The organism is Ekhidna sp. (assembly GCF_965247405.1).
GTDB lineage: Bacteria > Bacteroidota > Bacteroidia > Cytophagales > Cyclobacteriaceae > Ekhidna.
Genome location: NZ_OZ252014.1, coordinates 2778744 through 2801345, shown reverse-complemented (window position 1 = coordinate 2801345; position 22602 = coordinate 2778744). Strand labels below are relative to the sequence as shown.

Sequence of the window (22602 nt, the reverse complement as noted above, 5' to 3'; positions counted from 1 at the left end):
CGATCTACGACCAAATGTGTGGCATAACCGGATATATACATCTTTCAAATAATGCTCCAGACCTGAAAGAAAACCTGGAGTCAGCCACTCAATCCCTAAAGTTCAGAGGACCTGACAATCAAGCCACCTTTTTTCATCAATCGGTGGGACTAGGGCACACGCGCCTTTCGATCATTGATACGTCCGAAAAGGCCAATCAGCCCATGACAGATCAAACCGGAAGGTACACGCTTGTATATAATGGCGAAATCTATAACTACAGGGAACTAGCAAAAGAACTGACAATAGATTTTTCATCTACATCAGATACGGAGGTCCTCCTTTATCTACTCATCAAAGAAGGAAAGGAATGTCTTCCCAAGCTCAATGGATTCTTTGCTTTTGCGTTTTATGACTCCAAAGAAGAGTCTTTACTTCTCGCCAGAGACCGCATGGGAATCAAGCCCCTTCATTACTATCGAAACAAAGACTTTCTAGCTTTTGGGTCAGAAATGAAAGCACTGTTTAGCTTTCCCATCCCCAGGCAAATTGATCAGTCGTCGCTCTATTGGTACCTAAGACTGACCTATCTGCCTGCTGACATGAGCATGATTGCTGGTGTAAAGAAATTAAAGCCAGGTCATTTCATTCACATTGTAAATTCCACAGTAGAAATTGACTCCTACTGGGATTTTGAATCGCAAAACCTTTTCAATGGTCATTACTCAGACGCGAAAGATCAGACAGTTAAGTTATTGGAGCAATCCGTGCAAAGGCGAATGGTTGCCGATGTTCCATTGGGATCCTTTTTAAGCGGTGGCACAGACTCCTCTGCAGTTGTGGCCATGGCTTCTAAATTTGATAAAGACCTGCACACCTTCTCCATCGGCTATCGGGATCACGATTTTTTCGATGAAACCAACTTTGCAGAACTGGTTGCCGCAAAATTCAACACCAACCACACCACCTTCTCGCTAACAAACGATGACATGCTGAACAGCCTGAATGGCGTGCTTTCATACATTGATGAGCCTTTTGCTGACTCATCTGCCATCCCCACATTTATTTTATCTCAACACGTGAGCAAGCACATTAAAGTAGCATTATCGGGAGATGGTGCAGATGAATTATTTGGCGGTTATTACAAACACCTTGCATTTCAACGTTCAGGAGAAAAAAACCTACCAAATTATATCATTAAGTGGCTGGCCCCTCTGTTAAGTACTTTACCGTCATCTCGTTCTTCAAAGTCAGGGAATTTGGCCCGAAGAGCCGCTAAATATGCCCAGCTGATGCAAGTGAAGTCTTACGATAAATATTGGCACCTTGCATCATTCAACCCTTCTGCAGAGGAATTGATGATTAATCCCCCAAATGATGCAATTATCAACTCATTCATAGATCAATACCAACTTAGTGATGGTGAGATCAATCTTAATAATTTTCTAGATCTGGATCTTAAGATTGTATTGCCTGGAGATATGCTCACCAAAGTGGACCTGATGTCCATGGCAAATAGCCTGGAGGTCCGTGTCCCATTCCTCGATAAAGACTTGGTCGCTTTTGTCCGCTCTCTCCCTCCTAATTATAAAGTTGACAAAAATCGGAGGAAGACTGTGCTTCAAGATGCTTTTGAACATATTCTACCAAAAGAACTTCATCACCGCTCAAAAAAAGGATTTGAGGTACCTATGTTAAGTTGGATGAAGAATGAATTAAATGCATCTATCAATGAAGTGGTTTTTGATCAGGAATTTCTTGACATGCAGGGAATATTTGACTCCTCGCAGGTTATGAAGTTGAAAGAAAAGCTTCACTCTCAAAATCCCGGAGACGTGCACTCCACATTATGGACGATATACGTTTTTCAGGTTTGGTACAAAAAGTGGATGTCATGAAGGCGTTGTTTCTCGTACTGCATCGAAAGGATCGTTCGCCAGGCCAACGCTACAGACACGAGCAATACCTTAAGCATTTATCTGAAAATGGTATTGATTACGCAATTAGTCCCCTTTTAAAGACAGAAAAAGAAGACAGGACTTTCTATGGAAATAATTTACTTCCGAAAATTTGGGTCGGGATGAAAGCGCTCTGTAGAAGATTTTTAAGTGTGCTCTCCGCTGGAAAGTACGATGTTGTATATATCTATCGAGATGCATTCTTCTTCGGAACATTTTTTGAAAATTGGCTCAAACGAAAGAAGGTGAAAATCATCTATGATTTTGATGATGCTATATGGTTAATGGATGAAAATCCAAATCAGGGAATATTCAATAAACTTAAAAATCCGGAAAAAACAGGAAAAATCTGTAGCATCGCCGATCGTGTAATTGTTGGAAACAAGTACCTCAAAGGATATGCATCTCAATTCAATGATGACATTCAAATTATTCCAAGCACCATAGACCTGGAAAAATACCAGGCGGAGAAAGTACATTCAGAGAAGGTTTGCATTGGGTGGACAGGAAGTTTTTCCACCATCAAACATTTTGAAACGGTTTTACCTGCCTTGAAAAAAATTAAAGAAGTGTTTAGAGAAAATGTCTACTTCAAGGTAATCGGAGATCCAACATATGCATTTCAACCACTCGATATTAAAGGGGTAAAGTGGAACAGTGAAACAGAAGCCGAAGATCTTGCTGAACTGGATATTGGATTGATGCCATTACCTGACAATGAATGGACAAAAGGAAAGTGCGCCATGAAAGGCCTCCAGTATATGGCCCTTGAAATACCTACCATCATGTCCCCGGTGGGTGTCAACTCAGATATTATCCAGGATGGAGAAAATGGCTTTCTTGCATCCACTATCGATGAGTGGGTGGATAAGCTATCCTTACTAATTGAAGACGCTGACCTAAGAAAGCGAATTGGTAAAGCAGGAAAGAAAACAGTGGAAAAAGATTTTAGTGTAGAAGCGAATAAGGATAAGTGGCTGAGCGCTTTTCAGTTTGATTGATCTGATATCTGGTTTTAAAGAGGGTTTCTGACCTTAAGCCGGTCGGGCTCTTCATTTTTGGCTTAGCCCAAAAACGAAGCAAAAAACCCAAGGCTATGAATAAATTCCTAAAATTCAGACTGTTAGGTAGATGAAATCCAAACTCGCTACACTCAAACAGTGGATTTCAATCTCGATTATCTTTGTCTGAATTTCTTAACGGAATTTCTTCAAAGGCCACCTCAAAACCCCAAAATCAAAGAATTTCTCCCAATTTTGAGTTTTGATCTCAATCACTCGATGGAATAAGTGCTATTCAAAGTAAATAGCTCTCCCTCCGGTCGAGATGACAAAACTGGCAGGGGTTCTCTAATTACATATCCTTTAATCGCCCCCGAGCCTTTTCGTGCGCCGGATGTTTCCTTTTTGCAATTTTTTTACCTGTTCATAAGTAACCTGAGTTCGATGTGAGAAATAAAAGAAAACACCATAAATCCCCTCCTTGGAGGGGTGGGTTTTTACACAAATGTTTTTCTTTTTAAGTCAATTTTGACTCAAAATGACAGCTTTATGAAATACCCACCTCTTCCTCCCAAGAGGAGACTTTAGAGTCATTTTTGAAACAAAATTGACTTTCTTACATCGAGATGACGTTACATAAATCTCCGCCAGATTTTCGTTACCTTTTGATCTCAATCACGCGATGGAATAAGTGCTATTTAAAGTAAATACCTTCCAGTCGAGATAACAAAATTGGTAGGGGTTCACTAATTACATATCCTTTAATCGCCCCCGAGCCTTTTCGTGCGCCGGATGTTTCCTTTTTGCAATTTTTTTACCTGTTCATAAGTAACCTGAGTTCGATGTGAGAAATAAAAGAAAACACCATAAATCCCCTCCTTGGAGGGGTGGGTTTTTACACAAATGTTTTTCTTTTTAAGTCAATTCTGACTCAAAAATGACAGCTTTATGAATTACCCACCTCTTCCTCATCCCAAGAGGAGACTTTAGAGTCATTTTTGAAACAAAATTGACTTTCTTACATCGAGATGACGTTACATAAATCTCCGCCAGATTTTCGTTACCTTTTGACCTCAATCACTTGATGGAGTAAGTGCTATTCAAAGTAAATATCTCTCCTTCCAGTCGAGATGACAAAAATTGGTAGAGGTTCTCTATTTACATTTCTTTCAATCGTCCCCTCGCCTTTTCGTGTGCCGGATGTTTCCTTTTTGCTGCTTTTTTAACTTGCCTGTAATAGTCTTCAGCGAGATCTTCATCACCTTCTGCTTCGGCAATTTTACCCAGATGATAGAGTGAGTAGAAATAATATCCCATCTCGGTTGCCTGTGCTTCTTCAGCATATTTCATCCCACGCTTATAGTAATTCTTGGCTACCCCATAGTTTCTCCTCATTTCATGTACATGACCAAGAAAAAAACACGCATACCTGCCACTGTTTGCTTCATAACCTGTTTGACCACTATCCAATCGCTGAAGTATTTCCAATGATACTCGCTCTGTCTGAGCATACCTTCCGGACTGATACAGCAGCCGTGCATAATACCGATGGAAATAGGCATTGTCCGGAAACTGCTGGTTGAGGTACTGGCTCACCTGAAGAGCACCTGCAATATCATTTTCCTCAGTCGATAGTATACGCATCAGGTAGTATTGAGCTTCTGTACGAGAATAAAATGCATTTCTCGCCACTTCCTTGAGCTGCTGGATTCCTTTTTCTTTGTCCCCTTTCGGGAAAAACATCATAATTGGTCGAAGTAAGGGATACTCATCCCTGATCCATTCGGCGTAATAATTGAAAAGCGCATCACCAAAAAGCAACTCCGGACTATACTCTTCATGTCCCCTGCATTCGCCCAGGTATTTCAGTGATTTGCTACCTGCCAATGCGGCCTTTCGGTACTCCCTCCGCTCTGAATACAAGCGACCTTCAAACGCATAGGCTGCAGCCAGAAAAAAAGCTCCTTCTATCTCATTATAATTATCACGAACATTCTCTGCCAAAATTTTCGTGGTATCCATATAAGCCAAAAACTCTTCGTCCCAGGTGGCAATATTATAATCCGGAACGATGCGCCACCAGTAGTTGAGTCCCTTTAACAAATAGGGAAGCGGATGCCAGGGATACTCATTTTGTAGATAGCTAAAGTGATTATGAGCTTTTTTGAACTCAAAATTGTACATCGAATTGATGGCTGCTGTACTCTCAATTTGAATGAACGGATTGACTAACAAACTGTAACGCGCACTGTCTCCATCCGCCGATCCGTTTGACCGCTGAGCCTGAACACTCACCGAGAATAGGAATAGCCCTGACAGGATGATATTTTTGACGTTCAATTGCATTCAATCGCAAATCTAAATGACCAACCGATTAACTACGTATCGAAAACAGTTTCTTGAAGATTGGTTCGATTTTAACGGAGCAGGTATGTTTTTCATTATCTGCATGACGTACATCGCGCTACTTTTTGTGAAACGAATCTTCATCATCGACTCCATAGCAGCCTTTGAGGTGCTGAACGAACGGGGAGATATCTGGGTATTTGACATCTTGTATGGCATCCAATATTTAAGCGTCCCTATCTTCCTGGCATGGAAATGGTCCTGGACAACTTTGACACTCTGGATCGGTTGCTTCATGTTTGGTTATCGTATTCATTTTAATCAGCTCTGGAAAATGGTGATGCTGGCAGAGATCGTCTTCTTTTTGCCGGAGATTGCCAAAGTACTCTGGTTTACGCTTTTCTACACAGACCCGGACTACAACGATTACATGGCTTTCTATCCATTTTCCCTCATCAACCTGGTGGATTACACACAAATCGCACCAAAATGGCACTATCCCCTTAAGTCAATCAATCTTTTCGAAGTACTTTACTGGCCAGTGCTTGTATTAGGCATTTACTTTTTGAGTGGAAAAAAACTAAAGTATTCTGCCTACATTGTTTTTAGCACCTATGTACTTTTCTTCTTTGTGTGGCTGGCGTTCTATCTGGCGGTGTATTAATTTGATGTGTAAATCAGAAAACACCCTTGTTGTTCCGAATCGTCAGATCGCCGAAAGGAGACGTTGATCCTATTTATTTCGTCCAGCTTAAATTTTTTCGAAGATTTCTCCTAGCGTCGAAATGACAGATACTTTGGAGCATTCGGTCAAATAAAAAATTAGCAGGATCTCAGCGGCCCGCCCGCTTAGCGCCGGTGTGGCCGCAAGGAATGTGTGGTGGGGCGACCCAAATAATTTCTAAAAGATGTTAAAAAACTCACCCGATTGCTGAGGTCTTCGTACTATCATCCAAAAAGGGACTTTTTTTCAATACCTTGCACATCAATTTGTTATTCAAATCCAATAGCTCAATTTCCTTAAAACTTCAGGTTAATTGCTATTTTCGCCCTTCACATTAATTCAACTATGGGATACCAAAAGATTAATATCATCACTGGCTGGATTGCCTTTCTTATTGCACTTGTTACTTATTGCCTGACCGTAGAGCCCACGGCTAGTTTTTGGGATGCAGGAGAGTTCATTGCTTGCTCGTACAAGCTAGAGGTGCCACACCCACCGGGAGCGCCATTCTTCCTGCTTACAGGTAGAATGTTTTCACTGATGGCGGGAGGAGATGTAACCCAGGTTGCCTACTGGGTGAATATGCTGAGTGTGGTAAGTAGTGCATTCTTTGTGCTTTTCATATTCTGGTCAATTACACACCTGGCCAAAAGAGCGCTGAAGGTCAAAAAAGGAGAAGAAACTACCACCGATACCATCCTGATTATGGGAACTGGATTAGTAGGTGCGCTGGCCTGTACTTTCTCCGATTCGTTCTGGTTCTCGGCGGTAGAGGCTGAGGTGTATGGCATGTCTGCCTTCTTCACATCGTTCGTATTTTGGGCGATTCTAAAATGGGAGAATATGACCGAAGAGCAGGACCGTGCGAGATGGCTGATCCTGATCGCTTACATGATGGGGCTTTCCATAGGGGTCCACCTGTTGAACCTGGTTGCCATCCCGGTTTTAGGCCTGATCGTTTATTTCAAATATTATGAGAAAGTCACCAGAAAAGGTATCATCTACACGATGCTCATTTCAGCTGCCATTGTACTTATTGTCCTTGAGGGAGTCATTCCGGGACTACCGTCCATGGCTGGAAAAATAGAATTATTCTTTGTAAATGGTCTTGGGCTTCCATTTGGATCAGGCGTGATCTTCTTTGGTTTGTTAGTCATCGGGGGTCTGGTTTATGGAATTCACTACTCCATTAAGCGAAACAAGTACGTACTGAATACTTCTTTGCTAGCCCTGGCTTTCATCCTGATCGGATATTCTTCTTACGCTATTGCGGTGATTAGAAGTAACTACAATCCACCCATTGATGAGAATAACCCAGAGGAAATCATCTCATTCGTTTCTTACCTGAAAAGAGAGCAGTACGGAAGCCGACCATTATTTAAGGGGCCTTACTACACGGCTGACCTGATCGAAAACAAAAAAGGTGCTCCGGTTTACATGCGAGGAGAAGATGAGTATGTAATTAAAGATTATAAAGTAACACAGGTGTATGATCCTGCCCATACGACCATTCTTCCACGAATGTATAGCTCGGATCCAAATCATATCAGAAAGTACAGACAGGTCACAGGCTTGCGTGAAGGAGAAAGACCCAGCTGGGGAGATAACTTTTACTACCTGATTGTTCACCAGCTCGGACATCAGTATTTCCGATACTTCATGTGGAATTTCTCTGGCCGTGAAAGCGACATCCAGGGCGCTGGATGGGTTGGATTAGCAGGAGCATTTGATAAGCTTCCTGAAGTGTTAGCGAATAATAACGGTAGGAACATCTACTTTGGGCTGCCGCTCCTACTGGGACTTTTCGGCATGTTCGTGCAGTACAAAAAAGATGTCAAACTATTCTCAGCCACTGCACTACTGTTCTTCATGACCGGTATTGCCATTGTGCTTTACCTGAATACCCCTCCGATTGAACCACGTGAACGAGACTACATTTATGCTGGTTCCTTCTACATTTTCACGATCTGGATTGGATTTGGAGTGATGGCCTTATACGACATTCTAAAGAATATTTCGAAGCAGAAAAAAGTCGCTGCAGTGCTCGCTTCGGTAATCGGTCTCTCGATACCGGCATTGCTGGCCAGTGAGAACTGGGACGATCATGATCGATCGGATAGATACTTCTCAGTAGATGCAGCAAAAAACTATCTTTCGTCTGTTGCCCCTCAGGGTATAATCTACACCGGAGGTGACAATGACACTTTCCCGTTGTGGTACGCACAGGAGGTGGAAGGCTTCCGAACAGATACCCGCGTGCTTGTACTGAGCTATTATAATACAGACTGGTATATTCAGCAGTCTGCCAGACAGGCATATGAATCCGATCCACTTCCGTATGGTTTACCGATCGGTCATTATCAGCAAGGTGGGCTTAATGATTACCTCCCTGTTTATGAGCGTGAAGAACTGAAAGGCAATGCAATCAATGCCAAGCTGTTATTGAAGTTTATTGAAGATGAGAATCCAGGACTTCAAATTCCAACAGCCATCAGTGCCTACAATTCTGTACCTGCTCGAACCTTGTTTCTGGAGATAGACACCATGAAGGCAAAACAAATTGTGCCGGAAGACATGCACGACATGATCGTGGACAAGCTGGTACTAAGAATCAAAGGTCGAGCTTTGGAGAAAAAAGATTTAGCATTCCTGGATCTGCTGGTAAACTCAAACTGGGAGCGACCGATCTATTTGAACAACACTTCCATTGCCCAGCTAAACATTGATATGCGTCCACATGTAGTGCAGGAAGGGATGGCTTACCGTGTGCTTCCGATCAGAAACCCCGCAGATGCACGCTCAGGCTATCCGGTAAATACTGAGGTGATGTTTGATAATGTGATGAACAAGTTCTCCTGGACAAACCTGAATGATCCAAGTGTTTACTACACTCAAGATTACCTAGGGTTCGTATTAAACTCAAGATCTACATTTAATACATTGGCTGAGAACCTCATTGAAGAGGGTGATTATGCTAGAGCTGCCCAAGTGCTAAAGAAATGTCTGGAAGTGATGCCCGATGAATCTGTACCGTATGACTTTTTCAGTGTTCAGCAGGTAGACATGCTACTTAAGGTAGGCGAGCCTGAATTGGCCGATCATGTTGCTGAACGTACTTCGATGTATGCTTCGCAATGGCTTGACTATTACTTCTCTACTGACAGTTCGGAAACGAATGAACTGCAAAAGCAGCTATTATCGCTGAATGAAATAGCCAGAGCCTACCGGGCAAATGGAGAACGAGAAAAAGCAGCAGCGTACGAAGAACTATTTAATAACTACTACACTCAGCTTCAGGGTAGCTAAAATAAACTGACACAAAAAAAGAAAAACCTCCGATTGGAGGTTTTTTTATGTCTTGAATCCTGATGGATTATTGAATCAATGTTTTAAAAATTTATACGCTTTTTTGAATCGCTTGTCTTCATCCTTTACAATCAGGAAGTAGTAGCCTGTGGCCAAGTCCTTCACAGGAATTTTGTATTTGTTAATCCCTACCTCCTCTGGTTTGATTTGAAGTTTATTTCCAATCATGGAGTTTAATTCAAATTCCGCATTGGAAAACTCACTATCCAGCTGAACGATGATATGCTCAACGGCCGGGTTGGGATAAATACTGATTCTTGATTCTTGCGATAGACCTGATCCCCCTTGGGCAAGGGTGGCTCCACTAAAAAGGAGCGAGAACGATATGATGATCAGTTTATTGCGCATGGTAATACATACAAATTACGCATTTTTTTTCATATTGTTCCTAATGGTCAGAAAATAATAACCGTTAATTAACGTTAATGAGGGCATTTTCCATTGTATTTTTCAATGAAATAATTGATTTAAACCAATTGAGAGGGTTTTTATTTTTTGTCGATTTTTTTAAAACATTCATCTATTTGTTAAAGAAGCTTCCAAATTCCACTTAGTCGGTCTGGATTTTTGTTCTGGATAATGGTATTATTGAGCTTCTAATCAATACAATATTACTTTCAATGAAGCTAATCCTAACCTACCTAACACTATTACTAGTAGTATCATCCGTTATTAGCCAAGAAAAAATCAAATTTGGCGATTTCGATAAAAAGTATTTCAAAACAAATCATTGCCCAATTGATTCATCTGCTGGTGCATATGTAATAAAAGATTATGGGCGTTCTTCTCTTAATCACAATTATGAACTAGAATTTGAGTACCATGGAATAATTAAAATTCTAAGCAAGGATCAATTTGATCTTGCTGATGTTGAAATTCGACATCATGAAGATAGTAGGGTATCAAAATTTAAAGCATCGACTTATAACTATGAGAATGGTAAAATTGTAGAATCTACATTAAAGAGAAAGGATGCAAACATTGAATCAATAGACGATGATACTAAGAGTTTTAAATTTAATCTTCCAAATGTTAGAGAAAACTCAATTATTGAATACACATATAGTGTAACAAGCGGAAATTTAACAAGCCTTAAAACATGGGCATTCCAAACAAATATACCGGTTTTAAAAAGTCAATATGAAGTTTTAGTACCCAACTATTTTGATTATGAAAGGCTTTTACAAGGCTACCACCCTTTAACAGTTGCTGAAATAAATGAAGCTTTCAGAACAGTCGGAAGTGAAAGAATTCCCATTCAACATCACAATTATGTAGCATTGAATGTCCCAGCATTCAAAAATGAACCATACATAACTACATCTTCAGATTATATTTCGAAAATTAATTTTGAGCTAAAGAAATATCAATTCCCAGGACAAATTGTGAAGACTTATTTGCCAGAAAATTATGCATCTCTAGCAAAAGGAATATATGAATCGGAATACCAAAAAGATATTGAGAAAGCTAATTTCGTCAATGATATTACTGAAACTCTAAAAGCGAATTCAAATACGGAAGAAGATCTCGCCAAATCCATCTACTATTTTGTGAGAGATAATTTTCAAGAGGATTACAATAATGATTACCTCTCATTGAGAAAAGTATTTTCTGAAAAAAAAGGAACGGCTAGTGATATAAATCGAATTTTGGCCTCCATGCTAATCGAGGCTGGTATCAAAACCAATCTTGTTAGAATAAGCACAAGAAAACATGGAAGAGTCAACCCTTATATTCCAATAGCGCGTCAATTCAACCTTACTATTGTGAAAATAAAAATTGGAGATGTAGATATTCTTTTAGACGCAACGGATGAAAATACCCCATATGGTGCTTTACCAAAATATTGTATAAATGGAAAAGGCCTTGTGATAGCTCCGATAGAGCAATGGATCAAACTTGAGCCATTTGATAATAACGGGACTACATATAGTGGAATATTCGAAGTTTCAAATGATGGCATTTTAAGCGGAAATGTTACAATTAGAAGGACGGGTTATGAAGCATGGAGCTTTAAAAGTGATCTACAGGATGATGGGGTTGATGATTACAAGCAGTCCTTTTATGAAAACAATGAGACGTGGGAAATTAATGAGCATGAAGTTGGAGAACTAGTAGACAGTTTTCAATTAGATGAGAACATAGAACTAGATATAGAGGATAAGGTCGATGATTTAGGAGATTTACTTTACCTAAATCCAATTATCATAGGTCAAGTAAATGACAATCCGTTTAAAACTGAGGGCAGAAAATTCCCAGTTAACTTTGGAGCTCCTTTCACAAACACTCATATAATAAAATATCTTTTGGCAGATGGATTAGAAGTAGTAGAGTTGCCTACCGCCAAAAGTATATCACTTCCTAATAATTCAGGTAAATTACTCTACAGCGCCTCTTTACTAAATAATGAGATTGTTATAACTACCAGAATACAAATCAATAAAAGTGAATTCTCAGCTGAGGAATACCCATACCTTAGAGAGTTTTATGCACAAATTGTTGAAAGGCATGGTCAACAAATCGTAATGAAAAGACAATGAAATTTTTGAGCATTATAGCATCGCTATTAATCTTCCATCTCGTTCAGTCTCAAAACTATTCTGTTGAGAATCTCCCAGAAAATCTAAAAAACGGCTCTGATGCTGTTGTCAGATTTAGTGAGGGTGAGTTTGAAATTTTATCTATAGATAAAGCTAAGTATCGAACTAAGGCAGTCATCACAATTCTCAATAAGGATGGAAATCATAATGCCGCAATAGGTGTATTCTATGATAAACTGATCTCTGTTAATAACTTTTCTGCATTCAAATATGATGCCTCAGGTAAAAGAATTTTTAAAGCTAAGAACTCAGATTTTGTAGACCAGGCAATTACAACTGGGGTAAACTTCTATGATGACAATAGAATTATTGGAATCGATATGAGGCAAGATGAATTTCCATATAGCATTGAATATGAGTATGAGTTAACATTTAAATATTTGTACTTCATCCCCAAATGGTACTTCCATTCCGGTATTTCCGAGGCGGTGGAGTTTTCCAGATATTCAATTATATCACCAGAGGATCTTAAACCACGTCAACAAAGTGTTAATACAGATAATCCTGAAGAATCTTATGAAGAAGGAAAACTAATCTGGGAATGGGAGAGAAGTAACCTTAAAGCAATAAATCCAGAACCATATGGCCTTTCATTCAAAGAACTAGCACCTCATGTTATCGTCTCACCTTCAAAATTTGAGTTTGACGGTTATAGAGGAGATTTATCCACTTGGGACGGTTTTGCTAAATGGCAAAACATACTTAATGAAGGAAGAAGTGAAATCCCACAAGAGACTGCTGATTACATAAAGAAAGCAACTCATAACCTGAGTGACGAGGAAAAAGTAAAGGTTATATACGAATATTTACAATCCAAAACAAGGTACGTTAGTATTCAACTAGGAATAGGTGGATTCCAACCATTTCCTGCAAAATTTGTAGACGATGTTGGTTACGGTGACTGCAAAGCATTAAGCTTTTATACCAAGTCTTTGCTTCAAGAAGTTGGAATTGAATCTGATTACACATTGGTGTATGGAGGAGATAACCCACCAATTATCAATAAAGACTTTCCAAGCCCTGCCTATTTTAATCACGTCATTCTAAATGTACCCTTGGCAGAAGATACTATTTGGTTAGAATGTACAAGTCAAACAAATCCATTTGGCTATTTAGGCTCATTTACTGGTAATAGAGATGCCCTTGTAATATCAAATGAAGGTGGAAGTATTGTTCGTACTCCGAAATATGATTTGAAAAAGAATCAAAGGATTTCCAATGTTGAAGTAAAAATCAATGAACTTGGAAATGCTTCATTAAAAATTAAAAATCAATACAAAGGATTGGAATATGAATATGGCAATCTTAACTTCTATGTCAATTACGGTAATGATCGACAAAAAAAATGGATTCAGAATTCTATTGACATTCCCTCGTTTTCAATCGACTACTTTGAATTTATTCATAACAAGGATATTCCAAGTATCGAACTAAAAACATCTTTATCCGCAAATAAGCTTGTGAGTAAATCTGGAACAAGATATTTCTTGCAACCTAATATCATTAACAAGAACAAATGGATTCCCAACAAAGACAACAACCGGACACAAGATATTATTGAAGATCATGCGTATTGGGAAATTGACACTGTAATCTATGAACTGCCTGAACAACATACTGTTGAGGCGTTTTTTGACCCTATTGAAATATCATCAGAATTTGGTGAATATTATGCTGAGATAAAAAAAGGAGATGACGGAAAGATCATTTATTTAAGAACCTATAAACAGTTTGATGGAGTATTCCCTAATACTTCTTATGAGAATTACATTAACTTTCATAAGCAGATCGTCCGTGCAGATAAAAAAAGGATCTCATTTATAAAGAAAACATAACTATTGATTCATTACCGATCCTACCGCATTTGGTAAAAAACCGATAACATCTGAAGCTTGTATCCACGGCATTTCTAACTGCCTGACTGCCTGGTCGCCAGCTAGTCCATGGAGATAAACTCCGAGCTGTAAAGCATGAAATGGTTCCAGCCCCTGAGCTAACAATGCTCCGACCATGCCTGTCAGCACATCCCCACTCCCTGCAGTGGCAAGCGCTGGATTCCCAGTAGGATTAAAATGAATTTCTCCTTCAGTGTTGCAAACTGCTGAATAGGCTCCTTTCAGAACAACATTTAGCTTGTGCTTTCGACTAAAGGTTCTGAGCTTTTCTAGCTTATCGAAATCATCTTTCCAGCCCCCAGCCAATCGCTTAAATTCTCCGGGATGTGGAGTCAGAATGGAGTCCTTTGGTAATAGCTTAATGAGACTTTTCTTTTTGGCCAATAGGTTGATACCGTCTGCATCTATGACCATTGGCTGGCTGGTTGACTTTAATAATTTCTCAAGTGCATCCTGTGTCTTTTTGCTTGTGCCCAAACCGGGCCCCACGAGCACCGAATCATCAGAAGTTGGAATCGCATGAATCTCATTTGTCCCTTTTCCATCAATCACCATGGCTTCAGGTACGGAAATCTGCAGGATATCAATCCCGCATTTGGGTACACACACATTTATAAGGCCGGCACCCATTCTGAAAGCAGCCTCGGTACAAAGAACAGCTGCTCCCATTTTCCCTTTACTTCCTGCAACTATCATGATGCGACCAACCTCATTTTTATGGGTGAATTTTAACCTGGATGGAAACAGTGGTGCTATTTCTTCTAATTCTGTTTGATAAAAGTGAGTCTCTTGTTTTGCAATAAAAGACTGATCTAAACCAATATCAATTAGCTGCCACTCTCCAACATATGGATAGCATTCTGGCAAGAAAAAAGCCAATTTTGGAACTTGAAAAGAAAAGGTATAGTCAGGCTGGAATGCGATTGCGTCCTTTGGAAGTGGCTGGTTTGCATATAAGCCCGAGGCAATGTCAATGGCGAATTTCAGACAAGATTGCTTGTTTAAGTATTCAACAACTTCCCTATAAAATCCCTCGAGTGGTCTGGACAAACCCGAACCAAACAGGCCATCGATGATGATATCATCATCACTAATTCCAGGAAGATCTTTTACTTCACTGAGTATTGCATACAACTCAGATCGCTCAAGGTTGGCTTTAAAATCTTCCGATCCCTTCCGAGGATTACCCACAACATACAAGTATACCTCCCAACCCTTCTCTTTTAGCAGACGACCAATTGCCAATCCATCCCCACCATTGTTTCCGACTCCACAAAAGATTTTTACAGGTCTTTTGTCCCGATTTGTTTCCAGGAATTTTAGCACAAAAGATTCACTCGCCCTTTCCATCAGATCGAGGGACGAAATCGGCTCATTCTTGATGGTGAATTGATCTGCTTCGCGTATTTGCTGGGAAGAAAGTACTTTCATGACAAACTAGCGATCTACTTCGCCCATATTTAAATCCATCGAACCTAAAATAGCAAATAAATCGGCCAGCATACAGCCTCTGCTGATTTCTGCCAGCACTGAAAGATTACTTAGACTTGGTGCTCTGGCTTTGCACCTCAACGGCTGATCAGATCGCCCGTCTGCTCGAAAAAAGTACCCAAGCTCTCCTTTCGGGTTTTCTGCACGAATGTAAAAATCCTGGGCCTTTGGTCTGATTTTCTTTGGTACCATCGCACGGGGATCAAATTCTTTGGTCCGCTTGTGCTCTCCCAAAAGTTTTTCCACACACTGCTCGATGATCTTTATCGACTCCCAGCATTCCTGATATCGAACCCAGTTTCGATCCCAGCAATCACCCACAGCCCCCATTTTCCCCTCACCAACAGGAACTTCAAAATCCAGCTCCGGATAGACACTGTATCCGTCTATTTTTCTTAAATCATATCGTAAACCCGAGCCTCGAAGCATGGGGCCGGTAACACCATAGTTGATGGCTAGATCTTTGGGAAGCACACCGACATTAGCCGTTCGTTCTATGAAAATTTTATTGTTGATCAGCAGCGTCTCTGAGTCCTTTAACTTAGGCTTCAGGTAATCAACAAACTGTTTAGCTCGTTCTTCAAAATCAACTGGCAGATCATAAAATAAGCCACCAACCCAGATATAATTATAAAGCATGCGTGCACCACTCGCCCACTCAAGCATACGCAGAATGTGCTCACGATCCCGCATCATCCAGAGGAAAGGAGTCACTGCTCCAATGTCCATTCCGTACGTTCCTATAGCGATAAAGTGAGCTGCCAATCGGTTCAATTCTGAGACCAATACACGTGTATACTCTATGCGTTTAGGGATTTCTTTGTCAATACCCAACATCTTCTCCACTCCCATCACAAACGCCCACTCATTGTTCATGGCCGCCGTGTAATCCATTCGGTCTGTATATGGGATGGTTTGATTATAGGCCAGAGATTCGGCGTGTTTTTCAAAGCATCGGTGTAAATATCCCATGTGTGGAATGACATCCACAACAATCTCACCATCGGTGACCACTTCCAGTCGTAGAACTCCATGGGTGGATGGGTGCTGCGGACCGAGGTTAACAATCATTTCCTCGGTTTTGAGGTCCTCCTCACGGTATTTAAGCGGCTCAGATTTTGTAAGGAATGATTCTACCATGATTAATATTTCACTTTTACATCATGGTACTTCTCCTGCTCCACATAATCTTTACGGAGTGGATGTCCCTCCCAATCACCGGGGAGCAAAATTCTCCTAAGATCAGGATGACCTTTGAATTGTATTCCCAACAAATCATATGCTTCCCGCTCATGCCAGTCAGCAGTTCTCCAGATTTCTATTAAAGAATCGATTTTGGGTTTTTCTCGATCTAATTCGACTTTCAAAGCCAGATGCAAATCGTGCGGAATACTGTACAAATTGTAAATCACCTCCACCGTATTCTTTTCTTCTCCATTGTCCAGCCCTGTCAGGCAGGAAAGAGAGTCGAAATAGGTTTTTTCGTTAGCATGCAGGAAGTTACAAACCGAAACAATATGATCCGCATGAATCAATAAAGCCCTAGGAGTAGATCCTTCATCCTCGCCTAGCACAGCTCTAGGAAACTCTGTCTCAATCAAAGATTTGATTTCTTCAAACTGCATCTTTCTCCATTAATTTTTCCAATGCTTTTGGGGCTAGCACTGACTCAGTTCTGATTTTCTCCTGCAACTTCAAAAATCCACCAATTAAAGCCTCTGGTCTGGGCGGGCAGCCCGGAACATACACATCCACAGGAATCACACGATCTACACCTTTCAATACATGATAGCCATGCTCCCAATACGGACCTCCACAGTTTGCACAGGAGCCCATAGAAATAACATATTTTGGATCTGCCATCTGCTCATACAGTCGTTTTACCCGTTCAGCCATTTTAAATGTAACCGTCCCTGAAACGATCATCACATCTGCCTGTCGCGGTGAGTTTCGTGGGATGACTCCAAAACGATCCAGATCGTATGCAGAAGCTGAAGTAGACATAAACTCTATCGCACAGCAAGCCAGACCAAATCCGACAGGCCACAGACTACTCAGCCTCGCCCAGTTCAAAAGGTCATCCAATTTTGATACGATGATTCCTCCCTCACCGGACTTTAAAGCTCCAATATTTATTTCTTTTGATTCGCTCATTTAAACTTATCATATGCATTCGCCGGAATCTTAGATTGAAAGCTCGAAGATTTTGGCTTTGGTCGCACCCATTCCAGCATGCCCTTTGCCCATACATACGCCAGGCCAATAAAAAGAATTCCAATAAAAATGAATGTTTCGATCATAGAGAATTTACCCCAAAGGCCTTTTGTCTGTTGCATCAATTCTTCTTTGCCAAATACTGTAGCCCAAGGAAAAAGAAAAACCAGTTCAGCCTCAAAAAGTAAAAATATGAGTGCGATAATATAAAAACGCACATTGAATTGACCCCATGCAGTTCCTGACGGCTCCTCCCCGGATTCGTATGTAGTTTGCTTCTCAGGTGTGGGTCTGGATGGGCGTAGTATTTTACCTACCAACATCGTTATCATCAGGAAAGCAATTCCCCCAATGAGAAATAAAAGCACGACACCAAAACCACTGATTTCAATCATAATGGGAAATTACAGGGAATCAATGAGATATTAAATGAAAAGTGTCGCTTAATACAATCCTATTAGAATTTCAATGGATCCAAATGTTTAAAGTGTCCATTTTGCTTGATCCGTTCCTGTGCATTTTGTGCCCTTTCCAATGCAGGAAGTAAATGTTCCAGGTGTGCAATAGCGAATTGCAATCGCTCATTCTCATCACTCATAGTCAGGAGCTTGTATTCCTCTTCAGGCTTTAATCCTATTTTATGACCAATATCAAAGACAGAGTTTATGGTGGAAATATCAGGCACCTCCACCTCGTCAAGCCACCCGAATAGTCGAGCACTCATTTCTTTAAACTGATAAAGCAAGCTGGGGTCACCCACATCATCCCCTGATAGCAGGTAGTCAATTTTTCCTCCAGCATATTCCTTCTCGCCCCAGGGATTCCAAAAATCCAATACATGAAAAGCCTGCTTTGCCTGGGTTTTTATATCCATTCGACCATCATCGTATTTTTTTGTCACCTCTACAATCTCTACCTCAGTCCCTAATTCAATTTTATTTAAAACATAAGATGGGATCCCAAAAGTGTCTTTTGCTTCCAGGCAATCGTTGATTAATGCCTTGTAACGTGGCTCGAAGACGTGAAGGTTAACTGCCTCTCCGGGAAACGCCACAATATTCAAAGGGAAAAGCGCAATTTCTTTCATAGCGTTGAAAACTCGGTAGTGCGAAAATAGTTTGGTACTTTAGACCAGCAATGAGGATTGTTCGAATAAATAAAGGAAAAGTAGTGAATTTACCCATCAGATTGGTCTCTGCAATAATCATGGTGGTCATCACAATTTCACTGATGGATGCCTTGCCTGAACCCTGGTCCATTTTTATTGCGATTGCTATCGCTTCATTTTTACCTGGTATTTGGTTTGCCTCTTACATCATCATTGTCAATGAAGAAAAGAAAACCATATTTGATGGGATTTGGACCATGGGGCACAAGTTTGGAAAACCGATAAAATATGAATCAATAGAAAAAATTTTTATTAATCGGGTGAAGACGAAGCAAACGATGTATTCGCTTTCCAACAGACAAAATGTAGTGACAGATCATGAATATCGGGCCTATTTAAAACTGGATAATGGAGAAAAGTTTTACCTGCTCAGTCACCCCTTGGAAGAGACTGTGGAAGAGAAGGTGATAAAAATCAGGGAGAAGCTTGGCTTAAACCAATCTTAAAACCATTTCGATGGTTAGTTTTGCCTCACCCAAAAATTCAACATGGCAAAATTTCACACCCTTAAAGTCGCCACACTTTCCAGACCCACGGAGGATTCTGTAGCAGTGACTTTTGAAATACCCGAAAATTTAAGAGAGGAGTTCTCCTTTACTCAAGGCCAGCACCTTACATTGAAGAAAGACATTGATGGAGAAGACACCCGTCGATCTTACTCCATCTGCTCTTGCCCCATTGATGAAAGACTAACAATAGCAATCAAAAAATTAGATGGTGGGAGATTTTCTACCTGGGCCAACGAGGATTTGAAAGCTGGAGATGAAATCGAAGTAAACCCTCCACATGGCCATTTTTATGTACCATTAAATCCTGAAAATGCCAATTCTTATGTGGCATTTGCAAGTGGAAGCGGGATCACACCGATCATGTCTATCATTGAAACAACCCTGCGGACAGAGCCTGAGAGTGAATTCACTTTATTCTATGGGAATCGTAGAACAGGCTCTATCATTTTTCAGGAGGAATTAGAAGCACTAAAAAATCGATACATGGGCCGATTTAGTCTGTATCATGTGCTAAGCAAGGAACGGCAGGAGTCCGATATGTTCAATGGAAGAATTGATGGTGAAAAAATTCAATCTTATGCACGGCTGTTCTTTGACCCAGAATCTGTAGACCACTACTTCACTTGTGGACCAGAAGAAATGATGCTTTCTGTTCAAAGTGAGCTCAAAAACCTGGGAGTCCCCGAAGACCGCATCCACTTAGAATTGTTCACATCGCCTGAGGGCAAACTTGGTGGAAAAGAAAAAGAGGTAAAGCATGAAAAAGCTCATGCGGAAATTACGGTAGTACTTGATGGTAATAGTCTAACCTTCCCATACGATTCTGATAAGTCTATTTTGGATGTGGCGTTTGATAATGGTGCCGACTTGCCTTATGCTTGCAAAGGAGGCGTTTGTTCCACGTGTGTTTGTAAAGTAGAGGAAGGAGAAGTAGAAATGGATGTAAACTATGCACTCGAACCGGATGAATTGGAACGAGGGCTGGTGTTAAGCTGCCAATCCTATCCTAAGACAGATAAGGTGAAGCTGAATTTTGATGTTTGATTCTAACCGAACAAAGAGGAATTCATACGTGTTAAGTAATTTTGAAACAAAGCATTAGAAGATGGACATAAAGCGATTAGAAGATCATTTTAACGAGAAGATCGATAAAGACATCCGCATCGAGCCCAAAGACTGGATGCCTGAGAACTATCGAAAAACATTGATCCGCCAGATTTCTCAACACGCTCACTCGGAAATTGTGGGCATGCTTCCAGAAGCAAACTGGATTACTCGGGCTCCTACATTGCGTAGAAAGGCGGCCGCACTGGCAAAAGTGCAGGATGAAGCAGGGCATGGACTTTATCTATACAGCGCTTGTGAGACCCTCGGTGTAGAAAGAGATCAGCTTCTTCAGGATCTTCATTCTGGAAAAGCTAAATACTCTTCTATCTTCAATTACCCGACCTTGACCTGGGCAGACATAGGTGCGATTGGCTGGCTGGTTGATGGAGCGGCTATTATGAATCAGGTACCGCTGTGCAGGGCTTCATACGGGCCGTATGCACGTGCCATGGTGAGGGTATGTAAAGAAGAATCTTTCCACCAGCGTCAGGGATTCGAAATCATGCTCACATTGTGTAGAGGCTCTGAAGAACAAAAGAAAATGGCACAGGATGCGCTGAATCGGTGGTGGTGGCCGGCATTGATGATGTTTGGTCCGACAGATAAAGATTCAACACATACGGAGCAGTCCATGCGGTGGGGCATCAAACGATTCACAAATGATGAGCTAAGGCAGAAATTCGTTGACGTCAGCAAACCGCAGGCAGACTTGCTTGGGATTACCATTCCAGATCCGGATCTAAAATGGAACAAAGAAAGAGGTCACTATGATTTTGGAGAAATCGATTGGGAAGAGTTTTTCAATGTGATCAAAGGAAATGGCCCTTGTAATAAGCAGCGAGTAGATGCTCGAAGAAATGCTTATGATAATGGTGCATGGGTTCGTGATGCGGCCAATGCTTATGCAGAAAAAAAAGCAAAAAGAAAGCAGGCAGCTGCGTGATTTTTAAGTCATGCTGAACTTGGTTCAGCATCTACATTAACTGAAAAAAGACCCTGAAACGAGTTCAGGGTGACTAAATATTTAGAAACATGAAAAATTGGCCTCTATGGGAAATCTTCATTCGAAGTAAGGCAGGACTTAATCACAAACATGTAGGTAGTCTCCACGCTGCTGATGAAGAAATGGCAATACAGAATGCTCGTGATGTGTACACCCGCAGAAATGAAGGGGTGAGCATCTGGGTGGTGAAGTCGGAAAATATTACTGCGTCTGATCCGGACGATTCCGATCCGATGTACGAGCCAGCGAAAGACAAGGTGTACAGACATCCGACATTTTATGATCTGCCTGACGAAGTAAAGCATATGTAATTTTAGTCCACAGCGTTCAGTCCATAGCCTATTAGTTATGGTGAAGCTGTCGACTATCGACTAAAAACTGTGGTCTATCAATGAATCAAAACTTATATAACTACGTCATCCAACACGCTGACAACTGCCTGATCCTGGGCCAGCGACTCGCTGAATGGTGTGGGCACGGACCCATACTGGAACAGGACATTGCCATGACCAACATTAGCCTGGATCTCATCGGGCAAGCACGCATGTGGTATCAGTATGCAGCCGAAATTCAAGGGGAAGGAAAATCGGAAGATGAAATCGTCGCTTTCCGAGATGCATGGGATTACCGAAATGTATTGCTAACAGAGATGCCTAATGGCGATTTTGCTCAGACAATCTTCCGGCAGTTCCTGTATGACACGTTCAGTGTACACTACTACGAGATGTTGATGAATAGCAACGACGAGCAATTAGCAGCAATCGCAGCAAAATCACACAAAGAAGCACTGTATCATGTAAAGTGGAGTAGCGACTGGGTGATCCGACTCGGCGATGGTACTGAAGAAAGCCACAACCGCATGAAAGCAGCCATCGATGAGTTGTGGTCGTATGCCGGTGAGTTGACCAAACCCAATGAAACGGAGCTAAAGGCACTCGAAGAAGGATATGGAGTGGACCTGGCGGCATTGAAGGAAAAGAGAGATGCCCAAATCCGTGAAGTGCTGACAGAAGCAACCTTAGAGGTTCCGGAAAGCACCTACACACATGAAGGGGGTAAAGACGGTACGCACACGGAACATCTGGGATATATCCTTTCGGATCTACAATTCCTACAACGAGCGTATCCCGGACAGGAGTGGTGATTTTGGCGAATTAGTCTATTCGTGAAACAATTAATTGGTGGAGATAAGAAAGAATACTAATCAACAATTCAGACGTTTCACTGACTACCATGAGAGA

Annotated in this window: 19 protein-coding genes; 11 read left to right on the top strand and 8 right to left on the bottom strand. The window is 41.0% G+C overall.

The features are described from left to right. Positions 1 to 14 precede the first annotated feature (14 nt). Together asnB and ACP14Y_RS12710 are read left to right on the top strand one after the other, a co-directional pair. Entirely contained in the window at positions 15 to 1877 is a 1863-nt protein-coding gene (gene asnB / locus ACP14Y_RS12715; RefSeq protein ID WP_424963339.1) for an asparagine synthase (glutamine-hydrolyzing), read from the top strand. Beyond that, positions 1874 to 2938, top strand: coding sequence for a glycosyltransferase family 4 protein (locus ACP14Y_RS12710; RefSeq protein WP_424963338.1), 1065 nt, complete (start codon positions 1874 to 1876; stop codon positions 2936 to 2938). Before asnB ends, ACP14Y_RS12710 begins: the two co-directional genes overlap by 4 nt. A gap of 1158 nt (positions 2939 to 4096) precedes the next feature. Here ACP14Y_RS12710 and ACP14Y_RS12705 read toward each other — a convergent pair. After that, the gene (locus tag ACP14Y_RS12705) at positions 4097 to 5284 is read right to left on the bottom strand and encodes a tol-pal system protein YbgF (protein ID WP_424963337.1); all 1188 of its coding nucleotides are present in this window, start codon (positions 5282 to 5284) and stop codon (positions 4097 to 4099) included. A gap of 16 nt (positions 5285 to 5300) precedes the next feature. Between ACP14Y_RS12705 and ACP14Y_RS12700 the strand changes: the two genes are divergently transcribed. After that, positions 5301 to 5948: a hypothetical protein gene (locus ACP14Y_RS12700; RefSeq protein WP_424963336.1), complete on the top strand. Its 648-nt coding sequence runs from the start codon at positions 5301 to 5303 to the stop codon at positions 5946 to 5948. Between the two features lie 405 nt (positions 5949 to 6353). Further along, a complete protein-coding gene (locus tag ACP14Y_RS12695) occupies positions 6354 to 9314 on the top strand; it encodes a protein O-mannosyl-transferase family (protein WP_424963335.1) in 2961 nt (986 codons plus the stop codon). Between the two features lie 75 nt (positions 9315 to 9389). Here ACP14Y_RS12695 and ACP14Y_RS12690 read toward each other — a convergent pair whose 3' ends face one another. Continuing rightward, complete coding sequence (locus ACP14Y_RS12690) at positions 9390 to 9722, bottom strand: T9SS type A sorting domain-containing protein (RefSeq protein ID WP_424963334.1); 333 nt, start codon at positions 9720 to 9722, stop codon at positions 9390 to 9392. A gap of 272 nt (positions 9723 to 9994) precedes the next feature. Here ACP14Y_RS12690 and ACP14Y_RS12685 point away from each other — a divergent pair, with 272 nt between their 5' ends. Together ACP14Y_RS12685 and ACP14Y_RS12680 are read left to right on the top strand one after the other, a co-directional pair. Next, entirely contained in the window at positions 9995 to 11914 is a 1920-nt protein-coding gene (locus tag ACP14Y_RS12685; RefSeq protein ID WP_424963333.1) for a DUF3857 domain-containing protein, read from the top strand. Continuing rightward, complete coding sequence (locus ACP14Y_RS12680; protein ID WP_424963332.1) at positions 11911 to 13809, top strand: DUF3857 domain-containing protein; 1899 nt, start codon at positions 11911 to 11913, stop codon at positions 13807 to 13809. The genes ACP14Y_RS12685 and ACP14Y_RS12680 overlap by 4 nt, the downstream gene beginning before the upstream one ends. Here ACP14Y_RS12680 and ACP14Y_RS12675 read toward each other — a convergent pair whose 3' ends face one another. The 6 genes from ACP14Y_RS12675 to ACP14Y_RS12650 form a co-directional block, all read right to left on the bottom strand. Next, positions 13810 to 15300, bottom strand: a complete 1491-nt coding sequence (locus tag ACP14Y_RS12675; RefSeq protein ID WP_424963331.1) for an NAD(P)H-hydrate dehydratase — start codon at positions 15298 to 15300, stop codon at positions 13810 to 13812. It lies immediately after the preceding gene. A gap of 6 nt (positions 15301 to 15306) precedes the next feature. Then, positions 15307 to 16500, bottom strand: a complete 1194-nt coding sequence (locus tag ACP14Y_RS12670; RefSeq protein ID WP_424963330.1) for an NADH-quinone oxidoreductase subunit D — start codon at positions 16498 to 16500, stop codon at positions 15307 to 15309. A gap of 2 nt (positions 16501 to 16502) precedes the next feature. Beyond that, positions 16503 to 16985, bottom strand: coding sequence for an NADH-quinone oxidoreductase subunit C (locus tag ACP14Y_RS12665; protein ID WP_424963329.1), 483 nt, complete (start codon positions 16983 to 16985; stop codon positions 16503 to 16505). Next, a complete protein-coding gene (locus ACP14Y_RS12660; protein WP_424963328.1) occupies positions 16975 to 17514 on the bottom strand; it encodes an NADH-quinone oxidoreductase subunit B in 540 nt (179 codons plus the stop codon). The genes ACP14Y_RS12665 and ACP14Y_RS12660 overlap by 11 nt, the downstream gene beginning before the upstream one ends. Continuing rightward, entirely contained in the window at positions 17511 to 17969 is a 459-nt protein-coding gene (locus tag ACP14Y_RS12655) for an NADH-quinone oxidoreductase subunit A (protein WP_424963327.1), read from the bottom strand. The genes ACP14Y_RS12660 and ACP14Y_RS12655 overlap by 4 nt, the downstream gene beginning before the upstream one ends. 62 nt (positions 17970 to 18031) lie before the next feature. Then, the gene (locus tag ACP14Y_RS12650) at positions 18032 to 18661 is read right to left on the bottom strand and encodes an LON peptidase substrate-binding domain-containing protein (protein WP_424963326.1); all 630 of its coding nucleotides are present in this window, start codon (positions 18659 to 18661) and stop codon (positions 18032 to 18034) included. Between the two features lie 50 nt (positions 18662 to 18711). Here ACP14Y_RS12650 and ACP14Y_RS12645 point away from each other — a divergent pair, with 50 nt between their 5' ends. From ACP14Y_RS12645 to paaC, 5 genes are all read left to right on the top strand, one after another. Then, entirely contained in the window at positions 18712 to 19188 is a 477-nt protein-coding gene (locus tag ACP14Y_RS12645) for a hypothetical protein (RefSeq protein ID WP_424963325.1), read from the top strand. 42 nt (positions 19189 to 19230) lie between these two features. Beyond that, a complete protein-coding gene (gene paaE / locus ACP14Y_RS12640; RefSeq protein WP_424963324.1) occupies positions 19231 to 20295 on the top strand; it encodes a 1,2-phenylacetyl-CoA epoxidase subunit PaaE in 1065 nt (354 codons plus the stop codon). A 61-nt stretch (positions 20296 to 20356) separates the two neighbouring features. Further along, a complete protein-coding gene (paaA, locus tag ACP14Y_RS12635; RefSeq protein ID WP_424963323.1) occupies positions 20357 to 21301 on the top strand; it encodes a 1,2-phenylacetyl-CoA epoxidase subunit PaaA in 945 nt (314 codons plus the stop codon). 89 nt (positions 21302 to 21390) lie between these two features. Next, a complete protein-coding gene (gene paaB / locus ACP14Y_RS12630; protein WP_424963322.1) occupies positions 21391 to 21672 on the top strand; it encodes a 1,2-phenylacetyl-CoA epoxidase subunit PaaB in 282 nt (93 codons plus the stop codon). 80 nt (positions 21673 to 21752) lie between these two features. Continuing rightward, positions 21753 to 22505: a 1,2-phenylacetyl-CoA epoxidase subunit PaaC gene (paaC, locus tag ACP14Y_RS12625; protein WP_424963321.1), complete on the top strand. Its 753-nt coding sequence runs from the start codon at positions 21753 to 21755 to the stop codon at positions 22503 to 22505. Positions 22506 to 22602 lie beyond the last annotated feature (97 nt).